The organism is Pleomorphomonas carboxyditropha (assembly GCF_002770725.1).
Classification (GTDB): Bacteria; Pseudomonadota; Alphaproteobacteria; order Rhizobiales; family Pleomorphomonadaceae; genus Pleomorphomonas; species Pleomorphomonas carboxyditropha.
The window spans coordinates 1-18,184 of record NZ_NQVN01000001.1 but is presented as its reverse complement, the minus strand read 5'-3'; the positions used below and the strand labels follow the sequence as shown (position 1 = coordinate 18,184).

The window sequence follows — 18,184 nt, the reverse complement described above, 5'->3', positions numbered from 1 at the left end:
GATTTAGGCGCTTTCACCCTTGCTTGCCAAGCGCCGAGGCGAGACGGCGGCGTTTACCGCCGCCCCGCTCTGTCAATTCTCAGCGAGCATAAGGCGACACGCAGGCCTGGCGCGGGCCGTTATAGGGCTGGAAGGTGTTGCTGTAGGCGTCATAGGAGCGATAGCGCGCCTGACACCACTGCACGTGGCTCGCCGGCATGGCGACGCCGAGCTGCGGCCGCGGCGCCTGCTGGGCGGCCAGGCCGCCGACGATCGCCGCGCCGACGCCGAAGGCGGCCAGCGGATACCACCAGCCATCGTTATGGCGGCGATAGCCCGGACGGTAGTCGTGATAGCCGCGATGGCCATGCCAATAACGGTAGCGATCCCGATCCCTGCGGGGCGGCGTAATCCTGACGCCCCCCCCTGTTGCTCCACTGGGCCTTTTCGATCTGGCTCGGCTGGCTGACGGGCGCTATCGGAAATGCCTGCACCGACACGACCGAGGTGATCGCCATGACGGCGGAAAGGGCGGTTGCGGCAAAAATCTTGATCATGATTGGGCCTCCTCGGCTGTTCATGCTCCATAAACGCGGCACGCCTGCGGCCGGTTCCGTCCTGTCGCCCGTTGCTATTCGTCGTGTTCGTATTGGGCGATCGTCCACGGCTCCGCCCGGCCGGCCTCGACCCATTCGGCATAGGCCGGCAGCGTCCGGACGGATTCCATATAGGCTTCCGTCTCCGCATCGACCAGCCAGGAATAGGTGGTGAAGCGGCCGACCACCGGCGCATACATGGCGTCGGCCGCCGAAAACGCCCCGTAGAGGAACGGTCCGCCCTGGCCGAAACGCTGCCGCGCCTCCTTCCACAGGGCGAAGATTCGCCCGGCATCCTCCAGCGCCGAGCCGTCGCCCCTGAGCTTCCAGGGATAGGTGCGGCGCCAGTTGGCCGTATAGTCGCGGCGGAGATTCTGGAAGCCGGCGTGCATCTCGGCCGATGCCGACCGCGCGTGCGCCCGCGCCGCCGGATCGGCCGGCCAGATGCCGCGGTCGGGGAACTTTTCGGCGAGATACTCGATGATGGCGAGGCTTTCCCAGACGGTGATGTCGCCGTCGATGATGCAGGGCACCTTGCCGGTCGGCGACACCTTCAGGATGGCCTCCTTCCAGCCGTCGACATACATCGGCTGCACCGTCTCCTCGAACGGGATGCCGAAATGCCGGAGCACAAGCCAGGCGCGCTGCGACCAGGACGAATAACCCTTGTTGGCGATGAGGAGCTTCATGTCGTCTCTCCGAAACTTGACGCACGGAGAATTGAACAAAGCCGGCCGCCCGTCCAACGCATTTCGATGATGCCGGCGATCAGGCCCAATGAAGTTTGGAGCCTGACCGGAAATTCGCTTCGGTGCGGCAGATGGAAGCCCTATGGCCAACGCGTGCCCTTTTCGGCCCGAGGTCCTGCGCCTTCGCGCAGGATGACACCCGATGGACGGGCCATGGTTACGCTATATATTTGTTTTCTATATATAATTTTGTCTTCCTATGCGAAGGCATAGGACCTCGGGCAGGATGGAGTGAGCGGCCGATATAGGGTTCCCGGAGCGAAGCTGGCGACGAACACGAGCACCGGAAGCGCCGGATTCGATGCTAGATGCCCGCCCCGGTAGAATGTCCGGCCGGGAAGCCACCGACCTGCCTGAGCGCCTCCCCCATGATCATGGCGGCCGACAGCGCCACGTTGATCGACCGGACGCCCGGCCGCATCGGGATGACGATCCGGCCGTCGGCGCGCGCGTGCACCGCCTCGGGAACGCCCGCCGATTCGCGCCCCATCAGCACGATGTCGTCGCCGCGAAAGGCGAAGTCCGCGTAGGGAACCGATCCCCTGGTGGTCGCCAGCACCAGCCGCCGCCCTGCCCCTGTCGCGAAAGCCTCGAAATCCGTCCAGCCGACGTGCCGCACCACCGTCGCCAGCTCGATGTAATCCATGCCGGCCCGCTTGAGGCTGCGGTCGGACAGGTCGAAGCCGGCCGGACCGATGACGTGCAGCGTCGTGCCGAGGCAGGCGGCCAGCCGGATCAGCGTGCCGGTGTTCTGGGCGATGTCCGGCTGATAGAGGGCAAGGTCGATCATCAACGATTCCGATGGATTTCGATCGATGGGCGTGATGGAGAGTGGCATTTCCGCCACCCTTCTTGAATCGTCTTAGGCTGCCGGCCTCCAGCCGGTTGCACTCGGAAGCTCTTCTGCTACCTTGCCGGCGCTCCAGTCACAAGGAGGAGCGTCGAATGGTGGTTCTCTTCTCATAGCTTGACCCGGTCGGGCCGATTTGCCGGCTCCCGAGGTCAGTTTTGGACCGCGCCGCGTCACGCGCGCCGTCCCGAGCCCCTTCGCCCCCGATTCCCACCTCCAGCACTCCGCCGCGGTCATCCGGCCGCCGGCTCACCGCCTTCTTTCGGTGCCATCATGTTCGCCTTCTTTGAACGCCTTATCGACCCCTATGCCAAGGGGCCGGGCGGCCAGCCGCCCGACCGCCTCATTCCCTTCTACTGGCATTATCTCCGGCAGGTCTGGCCGAGCTTCGCCGCCGTCATGGTGGTGGGCTTCTTCGTGGCGCTGATCGAGGTGTCGATCTTCCGCTACATCGGCGCCATCGTCGACTATCTGAGCAACACCCCGCCGGCCGAGGTGATGTCCCGCCACGGCTGGGAATTTCTCGGCATGGGCGCGGTGATCCTGATCGCCCGGCCGGTGTTCCAGACCCTGCACGACCTCCTGATCCACCAGACCATCGCGCCCGGCGTCACCAACCTGATCCGCTGGCAGAACCACCGCTACGTGCTGCGCCAGTCGATCGCCTTCTTCAACAACGACTTCGCCGGCCGCGTCGCCAACAAGATCATCCAGACCGGCCCGTCCTTGCGCGAATCCACCACGCAGGCGGCCGACGCCCTGTGGTTCGTGCTGATCTATACGGTATCGGCGCTGGTGCTGTTCGCCGAGGCGGACATGCGCCTGGCAGTGCCGCTCGTCATCTGGATCGCCGCCTACCTCCTGGTGCTCCGGCGCTTCATTCCGCGCATCGCCCGCAAGTCCGAGGAAATGTCGGAAGCGCGCTCGCTGCTCACCGGCCGCGTCGTCGACAGTTACACCAACGTCCACACGGTGAAGCTGTTCGCCCACGCCGAGCGCGAGGACGACTTCGCCCGCGAGGCGCTGGAAGACCACACCTCGGTGTTCTACGCCCAGCAGCGGCTGATCACCGCCATGACCATGTCGCTGACCACCATCAACAGCCTGTTGATGGTCGTCACCGGCGTCCTGGCGGTCTGGCTGTTCATGCAGGGTGCGGTGACCACCGGCGCCATCGCGCTGATCGGCGGCCTGATCGTCCGCATCATCAACATGTCCGGCTGGATCATGTGGGAGCTGACCGGCATCTTCGAGAACATCGGCACGGTGCAGGACGGCATCACCACCATCTCCAAGCCGCAGACGGTGATCGATCGCAAGGACGCCAGGCCGCTCGCCGTCAGCGGCGGCGGCATCGAGTTCGACCGCGTCGCCTTCCACTACGGCAAGGCGAAGGGCGCGCTCGACGGCATCAGCCTTTCCATCGCGCCGGGCGAGAAGATCGGCCTAGTCGGTCCGTCGGGCGCCGGCAAGTCGACGCTGGTCAACGTGCTGTTGCGCCTCTACGACCTCGAGAGCGGCGCCATCCGCATCGACGGCCAGAACATCGCCGCCGTCACGCAGAACTCGCTGCGCGCGGCGATCGGCGTCGTCACCCAGGACACCTCGCTGCTCCACCGGTCGATCCGCGACAACATCAAGTACGGCCGGCCCGACGCGAGCGACGAGGAGATGCAGGCCGCCGCCCGCATGGCCCATGCCGACGGCTTCATCCCCGATCTCGTCGACAACCGCGGCCGCGCCGGCTTCGACGCCCACGTCGGCGAGCGTGGCGTCAAGCTCTCCGGCGGCCAGCGCCAGCGCATCGCCATCGCCCGCGTGCTCCTCAAGAACGCGCCGATCCTGGTGCTCGACGAGGCGACCTCGGCGCTCGATTCCGACGTCGAGGCGGCCATCCAGGACAGCCTCGGCGCGCTGATGGAAGGCAAGACGGTGATCGCCATCGCCCACCGCCTCTCCACCATCGCCCGCATGGACCGCCTGGTGGTGATGGACGGCGGCCGCATCGTCGAAATGGGCAGCCACGCCGACCTCGTCGCCAGGGGTGGCCTTTATGCTGGGCTGTGGAGCCGGCAGACTGGTGGGTTCCTGGTCGACGAGGGTGAGGCATCCGCCCGAAAAGTCGCGGACTTTTTGGATAAGGCGGATGCGTGAGAGAAAATATCCGCCCGGAAAGTCGGACGACTTTCCGGGCGGATGAGCGATGCAGAGGCCTGTTTTGGCGGGGTTGAGTTAGGCTCCAACCATCTGGAATTCCCCCGTTTCTGCCCTTTTAAGCTCGCCAATTTGGAACGGCGGCGAATCGTCCAAACATCGAAAATGGGGACTGCGCCAGACAGTTTTGGGATCGGAAGCGCTTGGTCCGCTTCTACGGCGATCTCATCGAAGTAATCATTTAGCTCCCACTGCCCTTTCGAAATTCCTACATTCTCAAGACTATATCGATAGTAGCTTACCCGCAACTTGGGGATTCCTATTTATCGTTTAGTAACTGAATAATGTTATTTTTTTACATGGAACATGGGAAAAACGTTAATAAAGAATTAACAATCGCCGATTTTATTGGGCGATGGTCTAACCTTGACGGTGGTCAAGAACGGGCAAACTATTCTCTTTTCTTAACAGAGCTTTGCGATGTGATTGAGGTCAGACGCCCCGATCCTGCATTAGCTGCCCATCACTTCAATGACTACGTGTTTGAACGGCGCGTAGAAAGAAAACGTCCGGACGGAACAATTGAGGCCGGGCGCATCGATCTCTACAAGCGAGGGTGCTTTATCCTCGAAGCAAAGCAGAACCGACTTCACGGCGGCAAGAAAGCGATACCAGAAGGTCAGACGGACCTATTCGCTACTATGGAGAGACAACCCGCCGACACAGTGGTCTCCGGCCTAGATCACGTCATGGTCCAGGCGCGCCGACAGGCCGAGCGATATGCGGCTTCATTACCCCTCGATCATCCATATCCGCCCTTCATCATCGCGTGCGATGTGGGGCGAGCTATAGAACTCTACGCCGACTTTTCCGGTCATGGACGTCATTATTCCCAGTTCCCCGATGCACGACAGTTCCGCATCGAACTTAACCAGTTGGCGAATCCTGATACACGAGAACTGCTACGTGCCGTATGGGAAGAGCCTCAATCCCTGGATCCTGCACGGAAGACAGCCAAGGTAACCAGAGAGATTGCCGGGCAGCTTGCGAAAATTTCGAAAGCCCTTGAAGGACGCGGTTTTGAGGCTCGTAGCGTCGCGGTTTTCCTCATGCGGTGTCTTTTTACGATGTTCGTCGAGGACGTAGGGCTTCTCCGCAAGAAGGGGTTCACGGAGCTTCTGACGAGGTGTCTCGACGATCCCAAGCGGTTTACCTTCGAGATCGAGGATCTCTGGCGGCACATGGATCGAGGGGATTACTCGCCTGGCATCGGCGAGAAATTGCTTCGCTTCAACGGCAAACTCTTCAAGGGCGCCGCGTCGCTTCCCTTGACCAAGGACGAGATACATCTTCTTCGTGATGCGTCGGATGCCGATTGGTGCGATTTGGAGCCGGCAATATTCGGCACCCTGTTCGAACAGGCGCTGGACCCTGTTGAGCGCAAACGTCTTGGCGCGCATTACACGCCACGCGCATATGTCGAACGGGTCGTGGATGCTACGATCATCGAACCCCTTACCGAGGACTGGATCGGTCATCAATCTGCGGCCGAGCGCGCGATGCGGAGCGGCTCGACCGCAGCAGCCATTCGCGAGATTGAAGACTTCCTAAGGCACTTAGCGACCGTGCGGGTACTCGATCCGGCATGTGGTACCGGGAATTTCCTCTACGTCGCCCTCCGCCGGATGAAGCAGCTGGAAGGCGAGGCGCTCAAGCAATTGCAGGATATCGGTGGCGACGAAGTGGTCGCGCGCGTTGCGGACATATCGGTAAAGCCCGAGCAGTTTTTTGGTATGGAGCTTAATAAGCGAGCCGTCGAGATTGCCGAGCTAGTCCTCTGGATTGGCTACATACAATGGCATATACGAACCCGATCCACGGCACCTTCCGAACCAGTGATGAGCAGCAGTGACCATGTTCACGCGAAGGATGCTCTCATCACTTGGTCGGGCTACCCCCATCCGCAACTCAAGCGTGATGCACTGGGCAAACCAGTGGCCGATGGTCAAGGCAATGAAACCTACGTCTACCCGAACGCGATCAACGCCGATTGGCCAGAGGCCGATTTCATTGTTGGGAATCCTCCCTTCATTGGTGGAAAGGACATTCGCGGGCGACTGGGTGCGGGTTACGCCCAGGCCCTATGGGGGGCTAATCCGCAGATGAATCCTGCGGCAGACTTCGTGATGTATTGGTGGGACCGATCAGCCGATTTGCTCGTAAGGAAGGGAACTCGGCTGCGCCGTTTCGGCTTCGTCACGACCAATTCGATAACGCAGGTATTCCAGCGGCGCGTCCTCGAAAGACATCTGGCAGGCACTTCGCCCGTTTCGTTGGTGCTCGCTATCCCGGATCATCCGTGGACCAAAGCATCGAAGGATGCGGCCGCGGTCAGAATTGCCATGACCGTAGCTGAGGCCGGTGAACGAGATGGCGTTTTGCGCCTTGTGACGAAAGAGGGAGGTCTCGACACGGACGAACCCATGATCGAGTTCGTTGAACGTGAAGGAAGGATCAATCCCGATCTCACGATCGGCGTGGATGTCACCAAATCGAAGGCATTGATGGCAAACCATGCGATCTGCTCACCGGGAGTGAAGCTGCATGGTGACGGCTTCATTGTCACACAGGAGAAAGCACTTGAGCTCGGTCTTGGAAAGCGACCGGGCCTTGGTCGGCACATCCGTGAGTATCGAAACGGCAAGGATCTGACATATCGATCACGGGGAGTGATGGTTATCGACCTGTTTGGCAAGACATCTGACGAGGCCCGACGCGACTTTCCCGAAGTCTACCAACACCTTCTTGAGACAGTTCGAAAGCAACGTGTTGATACGTTCGCGAAATCTCCTACTCAGGATGCGCGAGACTACCTTGATCATTGGTGGTTATTCGGAAAGCCCAGAACCGAATTACGTCCCGCTTTGGAAGGGTTGCCCCGCTATATCGCCACCGTGGAGACCATGAAGCACCGCATCTTCCAGTTCATGGAGGCCGAAGTGCTTCCGGACAACATGCTGGTCGCGATTGCGTCGGATAACTCCTTTCATCTCGGCGTATTGTCTTCGAAGGTGCATGTGGCCTGGGCTTTACGCACTGGAGGTCGCCAGGGCGTCGGCAACGATCCAAGATATTCAAAGTCTCGGTGCTTCGATCCCTTCCCGTTTCCTCATGCCAGTGCATCGATCCGCGCCGAAATTAGCGTGATCGCAGAGGAATTGGATATTACGCGCAAGCAAATCCTTGCCGAGCATCCCGAACTGACTCTAACCGCACTTTACAATGTCCTTGAAGCCGTCCGAGCAGGCACCCCACTATCCCGCAAGGATCAGGACATTCGAAGCCGTGGACGTGTCCTTATCCTGCGAGAGCTTCATGATCGGCTGGACGCTGCCGTCGTGAAATCCTACGGATGGCACGCGGATATCGATGTCGAAGAAATCCTCTATAGCCTTGTCCAGTTGAACGAAGTCCGAGCCGCCGAAGAGCGCCAGGGTTTCATCAAATGGCTGCGGCCCGAGTATCAGATCGACAAGGTTGGTCCGCTGGCACATCGCGGCGACCGCGTCCAAGCGATCCTTTCCACCAAGGTACGGGCGAAGAAGATCCCCTTCCCAGCCGCAAGACAGGACCAAGCACAGGTGGTCCTCAGCCTTATGGCCCGTGCAAAAGCACCTCTCACAGCAGAGGAAATCGCCGTTGCATTTACATCGTCGACCGAGACCTTAGCCGACGTGCGAGACGTGCTTCACTCTCTGGAACGGCTCGGTCAAGCGGAAAGCTATGACGAAGGAAAAAGCTTCTTCAGAGCGGCATAGATAGTACTTTCCGCTAATAACCGTTTCGTGGCCAAATCGTACCGGCGGACAGGGCCGAACGAGGAATAGCTGGTACCGGCATGGAGGCGGGGACAGCCACCTTGGATAAGGCGGATGCCGGCGAACTACCGGTCCGCCCGAGGACGTCTACAACGAGACCGAACCCTTCCGCCAAGGCCGGATGTCGAAGCGATCCGAATAGGAGGCATATCATGCCGGGAGATACGAACATTCGGACGGGTCGATGCCATTGCGGTGCAGTACACTTCGAAGTGGCGCTCAGTGACGGCTTCAGCTCGATCCGCCGCTGCAATTGCTCCTACTGCCGGATGCGCGGCGCCGTCGTCGTCATGGCGGAAATGGGCGGGGTCAATATCCTCAAGGGCGAGGACATGCTGACCACCTATCGCTTCAACACCAGAACAGTGAAGCATTTCTTCTGTTCCCGCTGCGGCATATATACCCATCATCAGCGTCGATCCGATCCAAACCTCCATGCCGTGAACGTCGCTTGCCTCGACGGGGTAAGCCCATTCGACTTCTCCGAGGTGCCCGTGATGGACGGCATCAATCATACGAACGACACCGGCAAGCCAACGCGCCGAGCGGGCACGCTCCGTTACGTCCCGTCCGACTGACTGAGGCAAGGAACCACCGGAATCACGCGAAATTTCCCCGCCCCTACCATTTCTCCCTTGCCCTTCCCGCCGTCACAGCCACATTCGCTTCATGCCCTCCCTCCTCTCGCCCATCGCCCGCCTGTTTGCCTGGTTCGAGGGTCGGATCGATCCCTTCAAGCCGACGTCGGGCGTGCATCCGCTGACGCCGCCCACCACCAAGTGGCGCATCCTGCGCTTTTTCCTCGGCGAGACCGGCTGGCCGCTGGCAGTGATGGCCGTGCTGACCCTCATGCTGTCGCTGATCGAGGTGCTGCTGCCGATCAGCATCGGCTGGCTGATCGACGCGGTGACCGAGGCCGACCGGGCCGGCGTCCGCGTCATCGACTGGCGCATCGTCGTCCTGTTCATCCTGCTGCTCCTGGCCGCCCGGCCGCTGGTCACCTTCCTCTCCCAGCTCGTCCGCAACCAGGTGCTGTCGCGCAACATCGGCACGCTGGTCCGCTGGCGCACCCACGAATTCGTCGCCCGCGCCGATATCTCCTTCTTCCAGAACGACTTCGTCGGCCGCATCGCCACCAAGGTGACGCAGACCGGCCAGGCGATCCGCTCGCTGATCCGTCTGTTCGCCGACCAGTTGCTGTTCGTCGTGCTCTACATGGCCGGCGTCGTCGGCTACCTGCTCGTCCGCCATCCGCTGTTCGCCGCGCCGCTGATCGTCTGGACGGTGGCCTACGCCATCCTGGTCTATGCCTACGTGCCGAGGAGCCGGGCCGCCGCCCGCGAGGTGGCCGATACCGCCTCGGTGTTCTCCGGCCGCCTGGTCGACGGCTATTCCAACTACCTGACGGTGCGCCTGTTCACCGCCTCGACGCGCGAGGACGCCTACGTGCGCGAGGCGCTGGAAAGCGGCGTCACCGCCACCGGCAAGCAGATGCGGTTGCTCACCGGCCTGTCTAGCCTGCTCACCTTCCTCAACGGCCTGCTGCTCGCCGCCAGCGGCCTCGTCGGCGTGCTGCTGTGGAGCCACGGCCTCGCCACGCCCGGCGACATCGCCTCGGTGATCGCCATGACGCTGCAGATCCAGCAGCTCTCCCGCCTCGCCACCATGAGCCTGTCCGACGTGTTCGAGAGCGTCGGCACGCTCGACGACACGGTGCGCTCGCTGTCGCGGCCGCAGCTGATCACCGACCGTCCCGGCGCCCGGCCGCTCGCCGTCAAGGGTGGCGGCATCGATATCGACCGCGTCAGCTTCGGCTATGGCGGCAGCCGGCCGGCCATCGACGACCTGACGCTGACCATCGCACCGGGCGAGCGCATCGGCCTGGTCGGCCGCTCCGGCGCCGGCAAGTCGACGCTGGTCAGCCTGCTGCTGCGCCTCTACGACCTGACCGACGGCGTGATCCGCATCGACGGCCAGGATATTTCCACCGTCGCGCAGAACTCGCTGAGGGCGGCGATCGGCGTCGTCACCCAGGACACTTCGCTGCTCCACCGGTCGATCCGCGACAACATCAAATACGGCCGGCCCGACGCGAGCGACGAGGAGATGCTGGCCGCCGCCCGCATGGCCCACGCCGACGAATTCATCCCCGAGCTGACCGACAACAGGGGGCGCACCGGCTACGACGCCTATGTCGGCGAGCGCGGCGTCAAGCTCTCGGGCGGCCAGCGCCAGCGCATCGCCATCGCCCGCGTGCTCCTGAAGAACGCCCCCATCCTCGTCCTCGACGAAGCCACTTCGGCGCTCGATTCCGACGTCGAGGCGGCGATCCAGGACAGCCTCGGCCTGTTGATGGAAGGCAAGACGGTGATCGCCATCGCCCACCGCCTCTCCACCATCGCCCGCATGGACCGCCTGGTGGTGATGGAGGGCGGCCGCATCGTCGAAATGGGCAGCCACGCCGAGCTGGTCGCCCGGGGCGGCGTCTATGCGGGCCTGTGGAGCCGCCAGACCGGCGGCTTCCTCGACCTCGACGACGAAGACGCGGACGCCGAAAGGGAACGGATCGCCGGCGAGCTGTAGGGCGCCCGATCTTTTTGGAATAAATCCAAAAATCAGACCAAATTCTCAACCGGACCAACTGGACAACGCTTGGCGTTGATGCATAAAGAGGGCCGGAGAGCCATCCGTAGCAAGGCGTAGTGACGCCCGCCGCGGAGGCCGGGCAAGTTGTTGAAACCTCTTCTTCACGCCCGCACCGACTGCCACGGACGGGGTGGCGGCGGCGGGGCCGTGAGGCGGTCGCCAGCCGGTCGGCGGCGGCCGCTCCCCGCGCGAAAGGAAGCGATCTTGGCTGAGAGTGACACACCGGCAGAACCAACCCGCCGCGATTTCCTCCTGCATGCAGCCGGTGCTTTCGGCGTGGTTGGTGTTGCTGCCGCGGCCTGGCCGTTCATCGACCAGATGAACCCCGATGCCTCCACCCGCGCCCTGGCGTCGGTCGAGGTCGACATCGCCGCCGTCCAGCCCGGTCAGGCGATCACCATCATGTGGCGCGGCAAGCCGGTGGTGATCCGCAACCGTACCGAGAAGGAAGTCGAAGAAGGCAAGACCGTCAAGCTCGAGGAGTTGAAGGATCCGCTGGCCCGCAACGCCAATGCCGACGCCTCCGCCGACGCCTCCGATGCCAACCGCGCCGCCGCCGGCAAGGAGAACATCCTCGTCATGACCAAGGTCTGCACCCATCTCGGCTGCATTCCGCTCGACGAGTCCGGCGAATTCGGCGGCTGGTTCTGCCCCTGCCACGGCTCGGTCTACGACACGGCCGGCCGCATCCGTAAGGGGCCGGCGCCGGAAAACCTGCCGATCCCGCCCTACGCCTTCCTTTCCGACACCAAGATCCGCATCGGCTGATCGCCCTTCCCGACGAGGTATTCCATGTCCGGTCATTCGACCTATGTCCCGAAGACGGCCATCGGGAAGTGGTTCGAGGCGCGCCTTCCCGTCGTCCGCCTCCTGCACGACACCGCCGTTTCCTACCCGACGCCGCGCAACCTCAACGCGCTCTGGACCTTCGGCGGCATCCTCGCCATGATGCTGGTGGTGCAGATCGTCACCGGCGTCGTGCTGGCCATGCACTATGCCGCCGACAGCCGCGTCGCCTTCCACTCGGTGGAAAGCATCATGCGCGACGTCAACTGGGGCTGGCTGATCCGCTATCTCCACGCCAACGGCGCGTCGATGTTCTTCATCGCCGTCTACGTCCACATCTTCCGCGGCCTCTACTACGGCTCCTACAAGCCGCCGCGCGAGATCCTGTGGATCCTCGGCGTCATCATCTACCTCTTGATGATGGCCGCCGCCTTCATGGGCTACGTGCTGCCCTGGGGCCAGATGTCCTTCTGGGGCGCCACCGTCATCACCAACTTCTTCACCGCCCTGCCCTTCGTCGGCCAGCCGATCCAGACGCTGCTGATCGGCGGCTTCTCGGTCGACAACGCCACGCTCAACCGCTTCTTCTCGCTGCACTATCTGTTGCCGTTCCTGATCGCCGGCGTCGTGGTGCTGCACGTCTGGGCGCTGCACGTGGTCGGCCAGAACAATCCGCTCGGCATCGAGGCGAAGAGCGACAAGGACACCGTGCCCTTCACGCCCTACGCCACGTCCAAGGACGTGCTGTGGATCGTGCTGTTCATGATCTTCTACGGCTGGTTCGTCTTCTATCAGCCGAACTTCCTCGGCCACCCGGACAACTACATCGAGGCCAACCCGCTGTCGACGCCGGCCCACATCGTGCCGGAATGGTATTTCCTGCCGTTCTACGCCATCCTCCGGGCCATCGACTTCAACATCGGGCCGATCGACTCCAAGCTCGGCGGCGTGCTCGCCATGTTCGGCGCCATCGCCGTCCTGGCCTTCCTGCCTTGGCTCGACACCTCCAAGGTGCGCTCGGGCCGCTTCCGGCCGATCTTCAAGGTCGCCTTCTGGCTGTTCGGCCTCAACGCGCTTTTCCTCGGCTTCCTCGGCTCGGTGAAGACCGACGACATCATCCTCGGCGCGCAGGCCGTGGTCTGGGCCAAGCTCAGCACCTTCTACTATTTCGCCTATTTCCTGGTCATTCTGCCTGTGCTCGGCTACATCGAGAAGCCGAAGCCGCTGCCGATATCGATCAACGACGCGATCCTGGCGAAATCGGCACACTGACGCCCGACGGAGAGAAATCATGACTGCCAAGATGATCCGTTGGGCCGCCGCCGCTCTCGCCGCCGGCATCGCCCTCACCGCCTCGATCGCCGTCGCCCAGGAGGAGGCGGTCGAGTATCCGCTTCTGAAGCCCGCCCGCCACGAATGGTCGTTCGCCGGCATCTTCGGCCGCTACGATCAGGCGCAGCTCCAGCGCGGCTATCAGGTCTACAAGGATGTCTGCTCCTCCTGCCATGCCATGAAGCTGGTCAATTTCCGCAACCTCGCCGACGAGGGCGGGCCGGGCTTCAGCGAGGACGCGGTCAAGGTGCTGGCCGCCACCTATGCCATCGAGGACGGCCCCAACGACGCCGGCGAAATGTTCGAGCGGCCGCGCCTGCCCTCCGATCCCTTCCCCTCGCCCTTCCCCAACGACAACGCGGCGCGGGCCGCCAACGGCGGCGCCCTGCCGCCCGACCTGTCGCTGATCGCCAAGGCGCGCGCCGTCCATCGCGGCTTCCCCTGGTTCATATTCGACGCGTTCTGGCCCTACCAGGAGCAGGGGCCGGACTACATCACCTCGCTGCTCGCCGGCTACCAGGACCCGCCGGAAGACGTGACGGTGCCCGAAGGCACCTATTACAATCCGCACTTCATCAACGGCATCTCGCTGCGCATGCCGCCGCCGATCGACGACGACGTCGTCGAATATGCCGACGGCACGCCGCAGACCAAGCAGCAGTATGCCGAGGACGTGTCGGCCTTCCTGATGTGGGCGGCCGAGCCGCATCTCGACGCCCGCAAGGAGCTGGGCTTCAAGGTGATGCTCTACCTGATCGTCTTCGCCGGCATCCTCTACTTCGTCAAGCGGCAGGTCTGGCGCGACATCGCCCACTGACCCTCGCACGGCCAACGCAGAAAGGGCCCTCCACAGGGCCCTTTTTTGCGTTTCAACAAACCGGCCGAACGTTTCCGGAACTGGACCCGGAGGAAAATGCATTTCATTATCGCGTTCAGCAAACCTGAGTCCATCGACCGATACCCACAGCCGATAGAGAGAAAAACGTGCGCTTGAATACCATTTCCGCCGGCATCCTTTTCGCCTGCAGCCTCGCGCTTTCCGCATGCAATGATCAGAAATCCTCCGCCGAGCAGCAAACGCAATCCTCCGCCGAACAGCAGGAAATTGCCAAGTACAATGCTTATGTCGAGACCGCGAACAGCCTGAATACGCCCTTTGCCAAGGAGCTGTCGGACTATCGGCAATATCGCGAGCCGGACGTGATATCCGGCAACAAGCTCGACAACTATTCCGTCGCGTCCTCGCTCGCCGTTACCAACATCAAGGAAAAGCTGGGCAAGGCGACGGCCCTGCCCTTCGCCATGCCGGAAATCGATGCGCCGGCCAAAAGCTTCGAGGAGGCGCTGAAGAAGTTCGAGCCGATCGATTCCGAGCTCGGCAACTATGCCGACTCGAAGGGCTACCTGTCCGACGGCGGCAAGAAGGCGCGCGAGCGGAACGCGGCCTATGTCGCCGCCCTGACGGACGTGGCGAATGCCGAGGCGGCCTTCCTGTCCGGCATCGAGAAGCGGGATGAACTCAATACCCGAACGGCTTTCGAAAAGGCTGCCAAGGACTCGCAGGACTATTACCGCGCCGGGTTGATCCTCAATGCCAAGCAGGCCGTCAGGCTCGGCGACGCCGTTTTCGAGACCCAGGGATCGAAGGAGGCGATCGAACCGTTCCGCGCCAGCCTGGATCAGGTCGCGGCCATGGCCGACGGCTGGGACAGGAAGGTCAAGGAAGCGACGCCGAACGGCTGCACCAGCATGATGGGCGCCATCAACGACTTTCTGGCGCTGGGCCGGACGGTCATTCAGCATGCCGAGCATGGCGATTACGTTCCACGGCCCGACGCCCCTGCCTGGAATCTCAACAACGCGCTCCAATATGATCAGGGAACCTTCCAGCTCCGCTTCAACGCCATGATCGGGATCTTCAATTACCCGCGCTGTTGATGATGGACGCGCCCTTCCTGCCTGCCGACCAAGCGGGATACCCGGCCGAAACGGTTGCGGCCGGGGGATGGTTGGCTAGATCGTCGCATCGGACCGAAAACCGGATTCCACTTTTCGGTCCGATGCTCTAGAACGGGCCGTAACTTCTTCGGGAAGCCTCTCCATGAACCTGGCCGACACCATTCGCGCGATCCCCGACTATCCCAAGCCGGGCATCATCTTCCGCGACATCACCACCCTCTTGGGCAATGCCCGCGCCTTCCGCCGCGCCGTCGACGAGCTGGTGCAGCCCTGGGCCGGCGGCAAGATCGACAAGGTGGCCGGCATCGAGGCGCGCGGCTTCATCCTCGGCGGCGCCGTCGCCCACCAGCTCAGCGCCGGCTTCGTGCCGATCCGCAAGAAGGGCAAGCTGCCGCACGAGACGGTGTCGATGGTCTACAGCCTCGAATACGGCGTCGACGAGATCGAGATGCACAAGGACGCCATCCTGCCCGGCGAGCGCGTCCTGCTGGTCGACGACCTGATCGCCACCGGCGGCACGGCGAGCGCCGCCGCCAACCTGATCCGACAGATGGGCGGCGAGCTCGAGGCGGCCTGCTTCATCGTCGACCTGCCGGGGCTCGGCGGCGCCGACAAGCTCCGGGCGCTCAACGTCGCCGTCCGCACGCTGATCGCCTTCGAAGGCGAGTGATACCAAGAGGCATTGAAAATGCCTCTTGGTATTCCGCTTGCCTCAATGAGCGGATGCGGCAGCATCTTCGCGAATGGGTATGAGGAAGCCGTTTCGGCGGCATCGCGGGACAAAGGCAAGTCTCTCATGGCAGAGATCCCGACGATCGAGCTTGCCGGTGCGACCGTCGATCAGGCCGGCCTCGACAGGCTGCTGGCCGCCGGCGCGCCGCGTCGCCTCGTCGGCGCCGAGCTCGGCGGCCTGACGTTCGGCGAGGTCGACCTCGGCGGCTGGCGGTTCGAGAATTGCAACCTCGGCCATTGCCGCCTCGTCCGCACCCGGCTCGCCGACAGCCGCTGGTCGGCCTGCAAGGCCGCCTTCGCCGACTTCGGCCGCGCCGATCTGGTCGACGCCGAGATCGTCGCCTCGGACTTCAACAACGCCCTGTTCCGTCAGGCGATCCTGACCTCCACGACCTTCCGCCGCTCGAAGCTGACCGGCGCCGACTTCACCGACGCCCGCACCGTCGACCTCGGGCTGGAAGAGGTGCTGGCGGTCGACGCGCGCCTGCCGAAAGTGTCCTTCCGCGACCGGACGCTGACGCGGGTCGACCTGTCCGGCGCCCTGCTGGAAGGCGCCGATTTCCGCGGCGTGGTGTTCGAAGACTGCAGCCTGCGCGACGCGCAGCTCATGCGCGCCCGCTTCGAAGGCGCCGACCTGCGCGGCGCCGACCTCGGCGGCATCCGGCTCGGCGACGCGGCGCATTTCCGCGGCGCCGTCATCTCGCGCGCCCAGGCGACGTCGCTCCTGAAGGAGCTGGGCCTCAGGGTGCTGTAGTCAAGCCGTAGGCTTTGCCATTTTCCGGCTCGGTCTCGGGATAGACGCCCTTCAGCACCGTATTGAAATGGCTGCGGATCACATCGTTGCAGTAGCAGGACATAGCCGCCAGACTGTCGTGATCGAGCACCGTGAGGTGTCCCCTGCGCATGTCGACGACGCCCTCCGCCTTGAAGCGGCCGAGGACGCGCGTCGTGTAGCTGCGGCCGACGCCGAGCATTCCGGCGAGTTGTTCCTGGGTCAGCGTCAGCTCGTCGGATCCGGTGCGCTCGCAGGCGGCGACCAGCCAGCGGGCGGCGCGTTGCTGAAGCGTGTGGGAGGCGTTGCAGGCGCTCGCCTGGAATACCTGCGCCAGGAGACAATCGGCGTAGCGATTGAACAGCGACTCGATGGCCGGCTCCTTGGCCTTCAGCGCTTCGAGCTCGGAGAGGGATATCCGGGCGAAGGTGCCGCCGAACAGAACCACGGCCAGGGCGAAGGCGGGCAGGTGGCCGCGGCTGACGATGCCGCCCACGGCGCCTTCCCTGCCGATGAGCGCGGTTTCCACTTCCCGTCCGTCGCTGAAGGTGATCCGATAGGACGCCATCGCCTTGCCGATCGGGAAATAGGCCCATTCCACCGGGCTGCCCGGCGTTTGTATCGTGCGGCCGACGGCGCCGGACCATGTCTGCAGACGTGAGACCAGAAGCTCCCTTTCCCGGGGGCGCAACGCATCGATGAGATTGTTGCCGGTCTTGCCCTCGGACGTCGTTATCGCTGCCATACGTTTTCCTACGGATGTAAAAATCGCATAAGATCAACTTGGTATGTTCAACATTGGACATACACAAAAGACCTTCGCGATTAACATCCTTAATATCAAAGCAAGAACTATTGCAAGTGAACTTGAAGATCGCGAGGTGATACATGGCTGGCGGCAAGCGAATTCTCATCCTCGAGGATGAGCCGCTGATTGCCATGGATCTCGAGGATCTGCTGATCGCCAACGGACATACGGTCATCGGACCGTACGCGACGGCCGACGACGCCATCAACAGCCTCGATCGAACCCAGCCGGAGACGGCGTTGCTCGACGTCTATCTCTTCAACGGACTGTCGTTCGGCGTGGCCCGCGAACTGAAGCAGCGGGGCATCCGCTTCGCCTTCATGACCGGCCTGGTCATGACGGACCTGCTGCCCGCCGATCTCCGGGGATCGCCGATCATCCTCAAGCCCTATAACGAGAAGGAATTGCTGGCCTTCGTGGCGGCCGGAACATCCGAGAAGAGTCCCTGCTGAGGATTGCTACCGGCTTGGGCCGCACCTGAAACAATAAAGAATCCTCCAAGGCGTTTTATATTTGCCTTTTGCGCTTTTCTGGCTGAGGTCCTCCGCCTGAAGCGAAGGATGACAGATTTATATATGCGAACAGAACTATAGATCTGTCCTCCTGCGCGTTCGGCGGCGGCCCTCCTGCGGACTTGGCGAGTGGCGGTTATGGGCCTCTCCGCTTCAATGGATTGGGGATTGCCTGTTTCTGCATAGCAAAAAGCCCTCGGAGATTACTCTCGGAGGGCTTTTGTGTGTTGTGTTGTGTGGTTTTGCGAAGAGGTTGTCGTGTGATGTTGTTTGTTTGGTTTGATCTTGTGTTTAGTGTCTTGCTCTTTGCAGGCCTGGCGGCGACCTACTCTCCCGCGTCTTGAGACGGAGTACCATTGGCGCTGGGGAGTTTCACGGCCGAGTTCGGGATGGGATCGGGTGCATTTCTCCCCGCCATGACCACCAGGCCG

At 62.6% G+C, this 18,184-nt stretch carries 15 protein-coding genes, 1 rRNA gene and 1 pseudogene; 11 read left to right on the top strand and 6 right to left on the bottom strand.

Annotated elements, in window-relative coordinates; translation table 11 throughout:
* Positions 1-79: 79 nt before the first annotated feature.
* The 4 genes and pseudogenes from CJ014_RS00080 to CJ014_RS00070 all read right to left on the bottom strand — a co-directional run.
* Positions 80-355 (bottom strand): annotated as a pseudogene (locus CJ014_RS00080) (BA14K family protein); the annotation flags it as partial.
* Positions 300-536: a hypothetical protein gene (locus CJ014_RS27420; RefSeq protein ID WP_133121771.1), complete on the bottom strand. Its 237-nt coding sequence runs from the start codon at positions 534-536 to the stop codon at positions 300-302. The gene CJ014_RS27420 and the pseudogene CJ014_RS00080, both read right to left, overlap by 56 nt.
* 74 nt (positions 537-610) lie before the next feature.
* A complete protein-coding gene (locus tag CJ014_RS00075) occupies positions 611-1,264 on the bottom strand; it encodes a glutathione S-transferase family protein (protein ID WP_100078484.1) in 654 nt (217 codons plus the stop codon).
* Positions 1,265-1,628: 364 nt separating this feature from the next.
* Positions 1,629-2,114: a tRNA (cytidine(34)-2'-O)-methyltransferase gene (locus tag CJ014_RS00070; RefSeq protein WP_100078483.1), complete on the bottom strand. Its 486-nt coding sequence runs from the start codon at positions 2,112-2,114 to the stop codon at positions 1,629-1,631.
* A gap of 333 nt (positions 2,115-2,447) precedes the next feature.
* Here CJ014_RS00070 and CJ014_RS00065 point away from each other — a divergent pair, with 333 nt between their 5' ends.
* From CJ014_RS00065 to CJ014_RS00020, 10 genes are all read left to right on the top strand, one after another.
* A complete protein-coding gene (locus CJ014_RS00065) occupies positions 2,448-4,328 on the top strand; it encodes an ABC transporter ATP-binding protein (RefSeq protein WP_118847904.1) in 1,881 nt (626 codons plus the stop codon).
* Between the two features lie 359 nt (positions 4,329-4,687).
* The gene (locus tag CJ014_RS00060) at positions 4,688-8,146 is read left to right on the top strand and encodes a class I SAM-dependent DNA methyltransferase (RefSeq protein ID WP_100079284.1); all 3,459 of its coding nucleotides are present in this window, start codon (positions 4,688-4,690) and stop codon (positions 8,144-8,146) included.
* 212 nt (positions 8,147-8,358) lie between these two features.
* The gene (locus CJ014_RS00055) at positions 8,359-8,784 is read left to right on the top strand and encodes a GFA family protein (protein ID WP_100078482.1); all 426 of its coding nucleotides are present in this window, start codon (positions 8,359-8,361) and stop codon (positions 8,782-8,784) included.
* Between the two features lie 91 nt (positions 8,785-8,875).
* Complete coding sequence (locus CJ014_RS00050) at positions 8,876-10,789, top strand: ABC transporter ATP-binding protein (protein ID WP_245426920.1); 1,914 nt, start codon at positions 8,876-8,878, stop codon at positions 10,787-10,789.
* 267 nt (positions 10,790-11,056) lie between these two features.
* Complete coding sequence (gene petA, locus CJ014_RS00045) at positions 11,057-11,620, top strand: ubiquinol-cytochrome c reductase iron-sulfur subunit (RefSeq protein WP_100078481.1); 564 nt, start codon at positions 11,057-11,059, stop codon at positions 11,618-11,620.
* Between the two features lie 24 nt (positions 11,621-11,644).
* The gene (locus CJ014_RS00040; protein WP_100078480.1) at positions 11,645-12,910 is read left to right on the top strand and encodes a cytochrome b; all 1,266 of its coding nucleotides are present in this window, start codon (positions 11,645-11,647) and stop codon (positions 12,908-12,910) included.
* Between the two features lie 19 nt (positions 12,911-12,929).
* Positions 12,930-13,787: a cytochrome c1 gene (locus CJ014_RS00035; protein WP_245426917.1), complete on the top strand. Its 858-nt coding sequence runs from the start codon at positions 12,930-12,932 to the stop codon at positions 13,785-13,787.
* Between the two features lie 173 nt (positions 13,788-13,960).
* Positions 13,961-14,908 (top strand): YiiG family protein, encoded by a 948-nt coding sequence (locus CJ014_RS00030; RefSeq protein WP_165790690.1) that lies wholly within the window; start codon positions 13,961-13,963, stop codon positions 14,906-14,908.
* A 163-nt stretch (positions 14,909-15,071) separates the two neighbouring features.
* Positions 15,072-15,599 carry an adenine phosphoribosyltransferase gene (locus CJ014_RS00025; RefSeq protein ID WP_100078478.1) on the top strand — a complete coding sequence of 176 codons (528 nt, stop codon included), beginning with the start codon at positions 15,072-15,074 and terminating at the stop codon, positions 15,597-15,599.
* 126 nt (positions 15,600-15,725) lie between these two features.
* On the top strand, positions 15,726-16,415 hold the full coding sequence (locus tag CJ014_RS00020; RefSeq protein WP_100078477.1) for a pentapeptide repeat-containing protein: 690 nt from the start codon (positions 15,726-15,728) through the stop codon (positions 16,413-16,415).
* On the opposite strand, the gene CJ014_RS00015 is transcribed toward CJ014_RS00020, so the two are convergent.
* Positions 16,402-17,178, bottom strand: a complete 777-nt coding sequence (locus CJ014_RS00015) for a Crp/Fnr family transcriptional regulator (RefSeq protein WP_100078476.1) — start codon at positions 17,176-17,178, stop codon at positions 16,402-16,404. The two genes, CJ014_RS00020 and CJ014_RS00015, sit on opposite strands and share 14 nt — an antisense overlap.
* Before the next feature lie 143 nt (positions 17,179-17,321).
* Here CJ014_RS00015 and CJ014_RS00010 point away from each other — a divergent pair, with 143 nt between their 5' ends.
* Positions 17,322-17,693 carry a response regulator gene (locus CJ014_RS00010; RefSeq protein WP_100078475.1) on the top strand — a complete coding sequence of 124 codons (372 nt, stop codon included), beginning with the start codon at positions 17,322-17,324 and terminating at the stop codon, positions 17,691-17,693.
* Positions 17,694-18,065: 372 nt separating this feature from the next.
* Here the strand turns inward: CJ014_RS00010 and rrf are convergent.
* Positions 18,066-18,181, bottom strand: a 5S ribosomal RNA gene (gene rrf / locus CJ014_RS00005).
* Positions 18,182-18,184 lie beyond the last annotated feature (3 nt).

What these genes read in the sequence shown, in the direction of transcription:
- CJ014_RS00035 (WP_245426917.1), top strand. Translation starts at nt 12,930, where the DNA reads ATGACTGCCAAGATGATCCGTTGGGCCGCCGCCGCTCTCGCCGCCGGC.
- CJ014_RS00010 (WP_100078475.1), top strand. Translation starts at nt 17,322, where the DNA reads ATGGCTGGCGGCAAGCGAATTCTCATCCTCGAGGATGAGCCGCTGATT.
- CJ014_RS00050 (WP_245426920.1), top strand. Translation starts at nt 8,876, where the DNA reads ATGCCCTCCCTCCTCTCGCCCATCGCCCGCCTGTTTGCCTGGTTCGAG.
- CJ014_RS00075 (WP_100078484.1), bottom strand. Translation starts at nt 1,264, where the DNA reads ATGAAGCTCCTCATCGCCAACAAGGGTTATTCGTCCTGGTCGCAGCGC.
- CJ014_RS00040 (WP_100078480.1), top strand. Translation starts at nt 11,645, where the DNA reads ATGTCCGGTCATTCGACCTATGTCCCGAAGACGGCCATCGGGAAGTGG.
- CJ014_RS00055 (WP_100078482.1), top strand. Translation starts at nt 8,359, where the DNA reads ATGCCGGGAGATACGAACATTCGGACGGGTCGATGCCATTGCGGTGCA.
- CJ014_RS00020 (WP_100078477.1), top strand. Translation starts at nt 15,726, where the DNA reads ATGGCAGAGATCCCGACGATCGAGCTTGCCGGTGCGACCGTCGATCAG.
- CJ014_RS00070 (WP_100078483.1), bottom strand. Translation starts at nt 2,114, where the DNA reads ATGATCGACCTTGCCCTCTATCAGCCGGACATCGCCCAGAACACCGGC.
- CJ014_RS27420 (WP_133121771.1), bottom strand. Translation starts at nt 536, where the DNA reads ATGATCAAGATTTTTGCCGCAACCGCCCTTTCCGCCGTCATGGCGATC.
- CJ014_RS00015 (WP_100078476.1), bottom strand. Translation starts at nt 17,178, where the DNA reads ATGGCAGCGATAACGACGTCCGAGGGCAAGACCGGCAACAATCTCATC.
- CJ014_RS00065 (WP_118847904.1), top strand. Translation starts at nt 2,448, where the DNA reads ATGTTCGCCTTCTTTGAACGCCTTATCGACCCCTATGCCAAGGGGCCG.
- CJ014_RS00025 (WP_100078478.1), top strand. Translation starts at nt 15,072, where the DNA reads ATGAACCTGGCCGACACCATTCGCGCGATCCCCGACTATCCCAAGCCG.
- CJ014_RS00060 (WP_100079284.1), top strand. Translation starts at nt 4,688, where the DNA reads ATGGAACATGGGAAAAACGTTAATAAAGAATTAACAATCGCCGATTTT.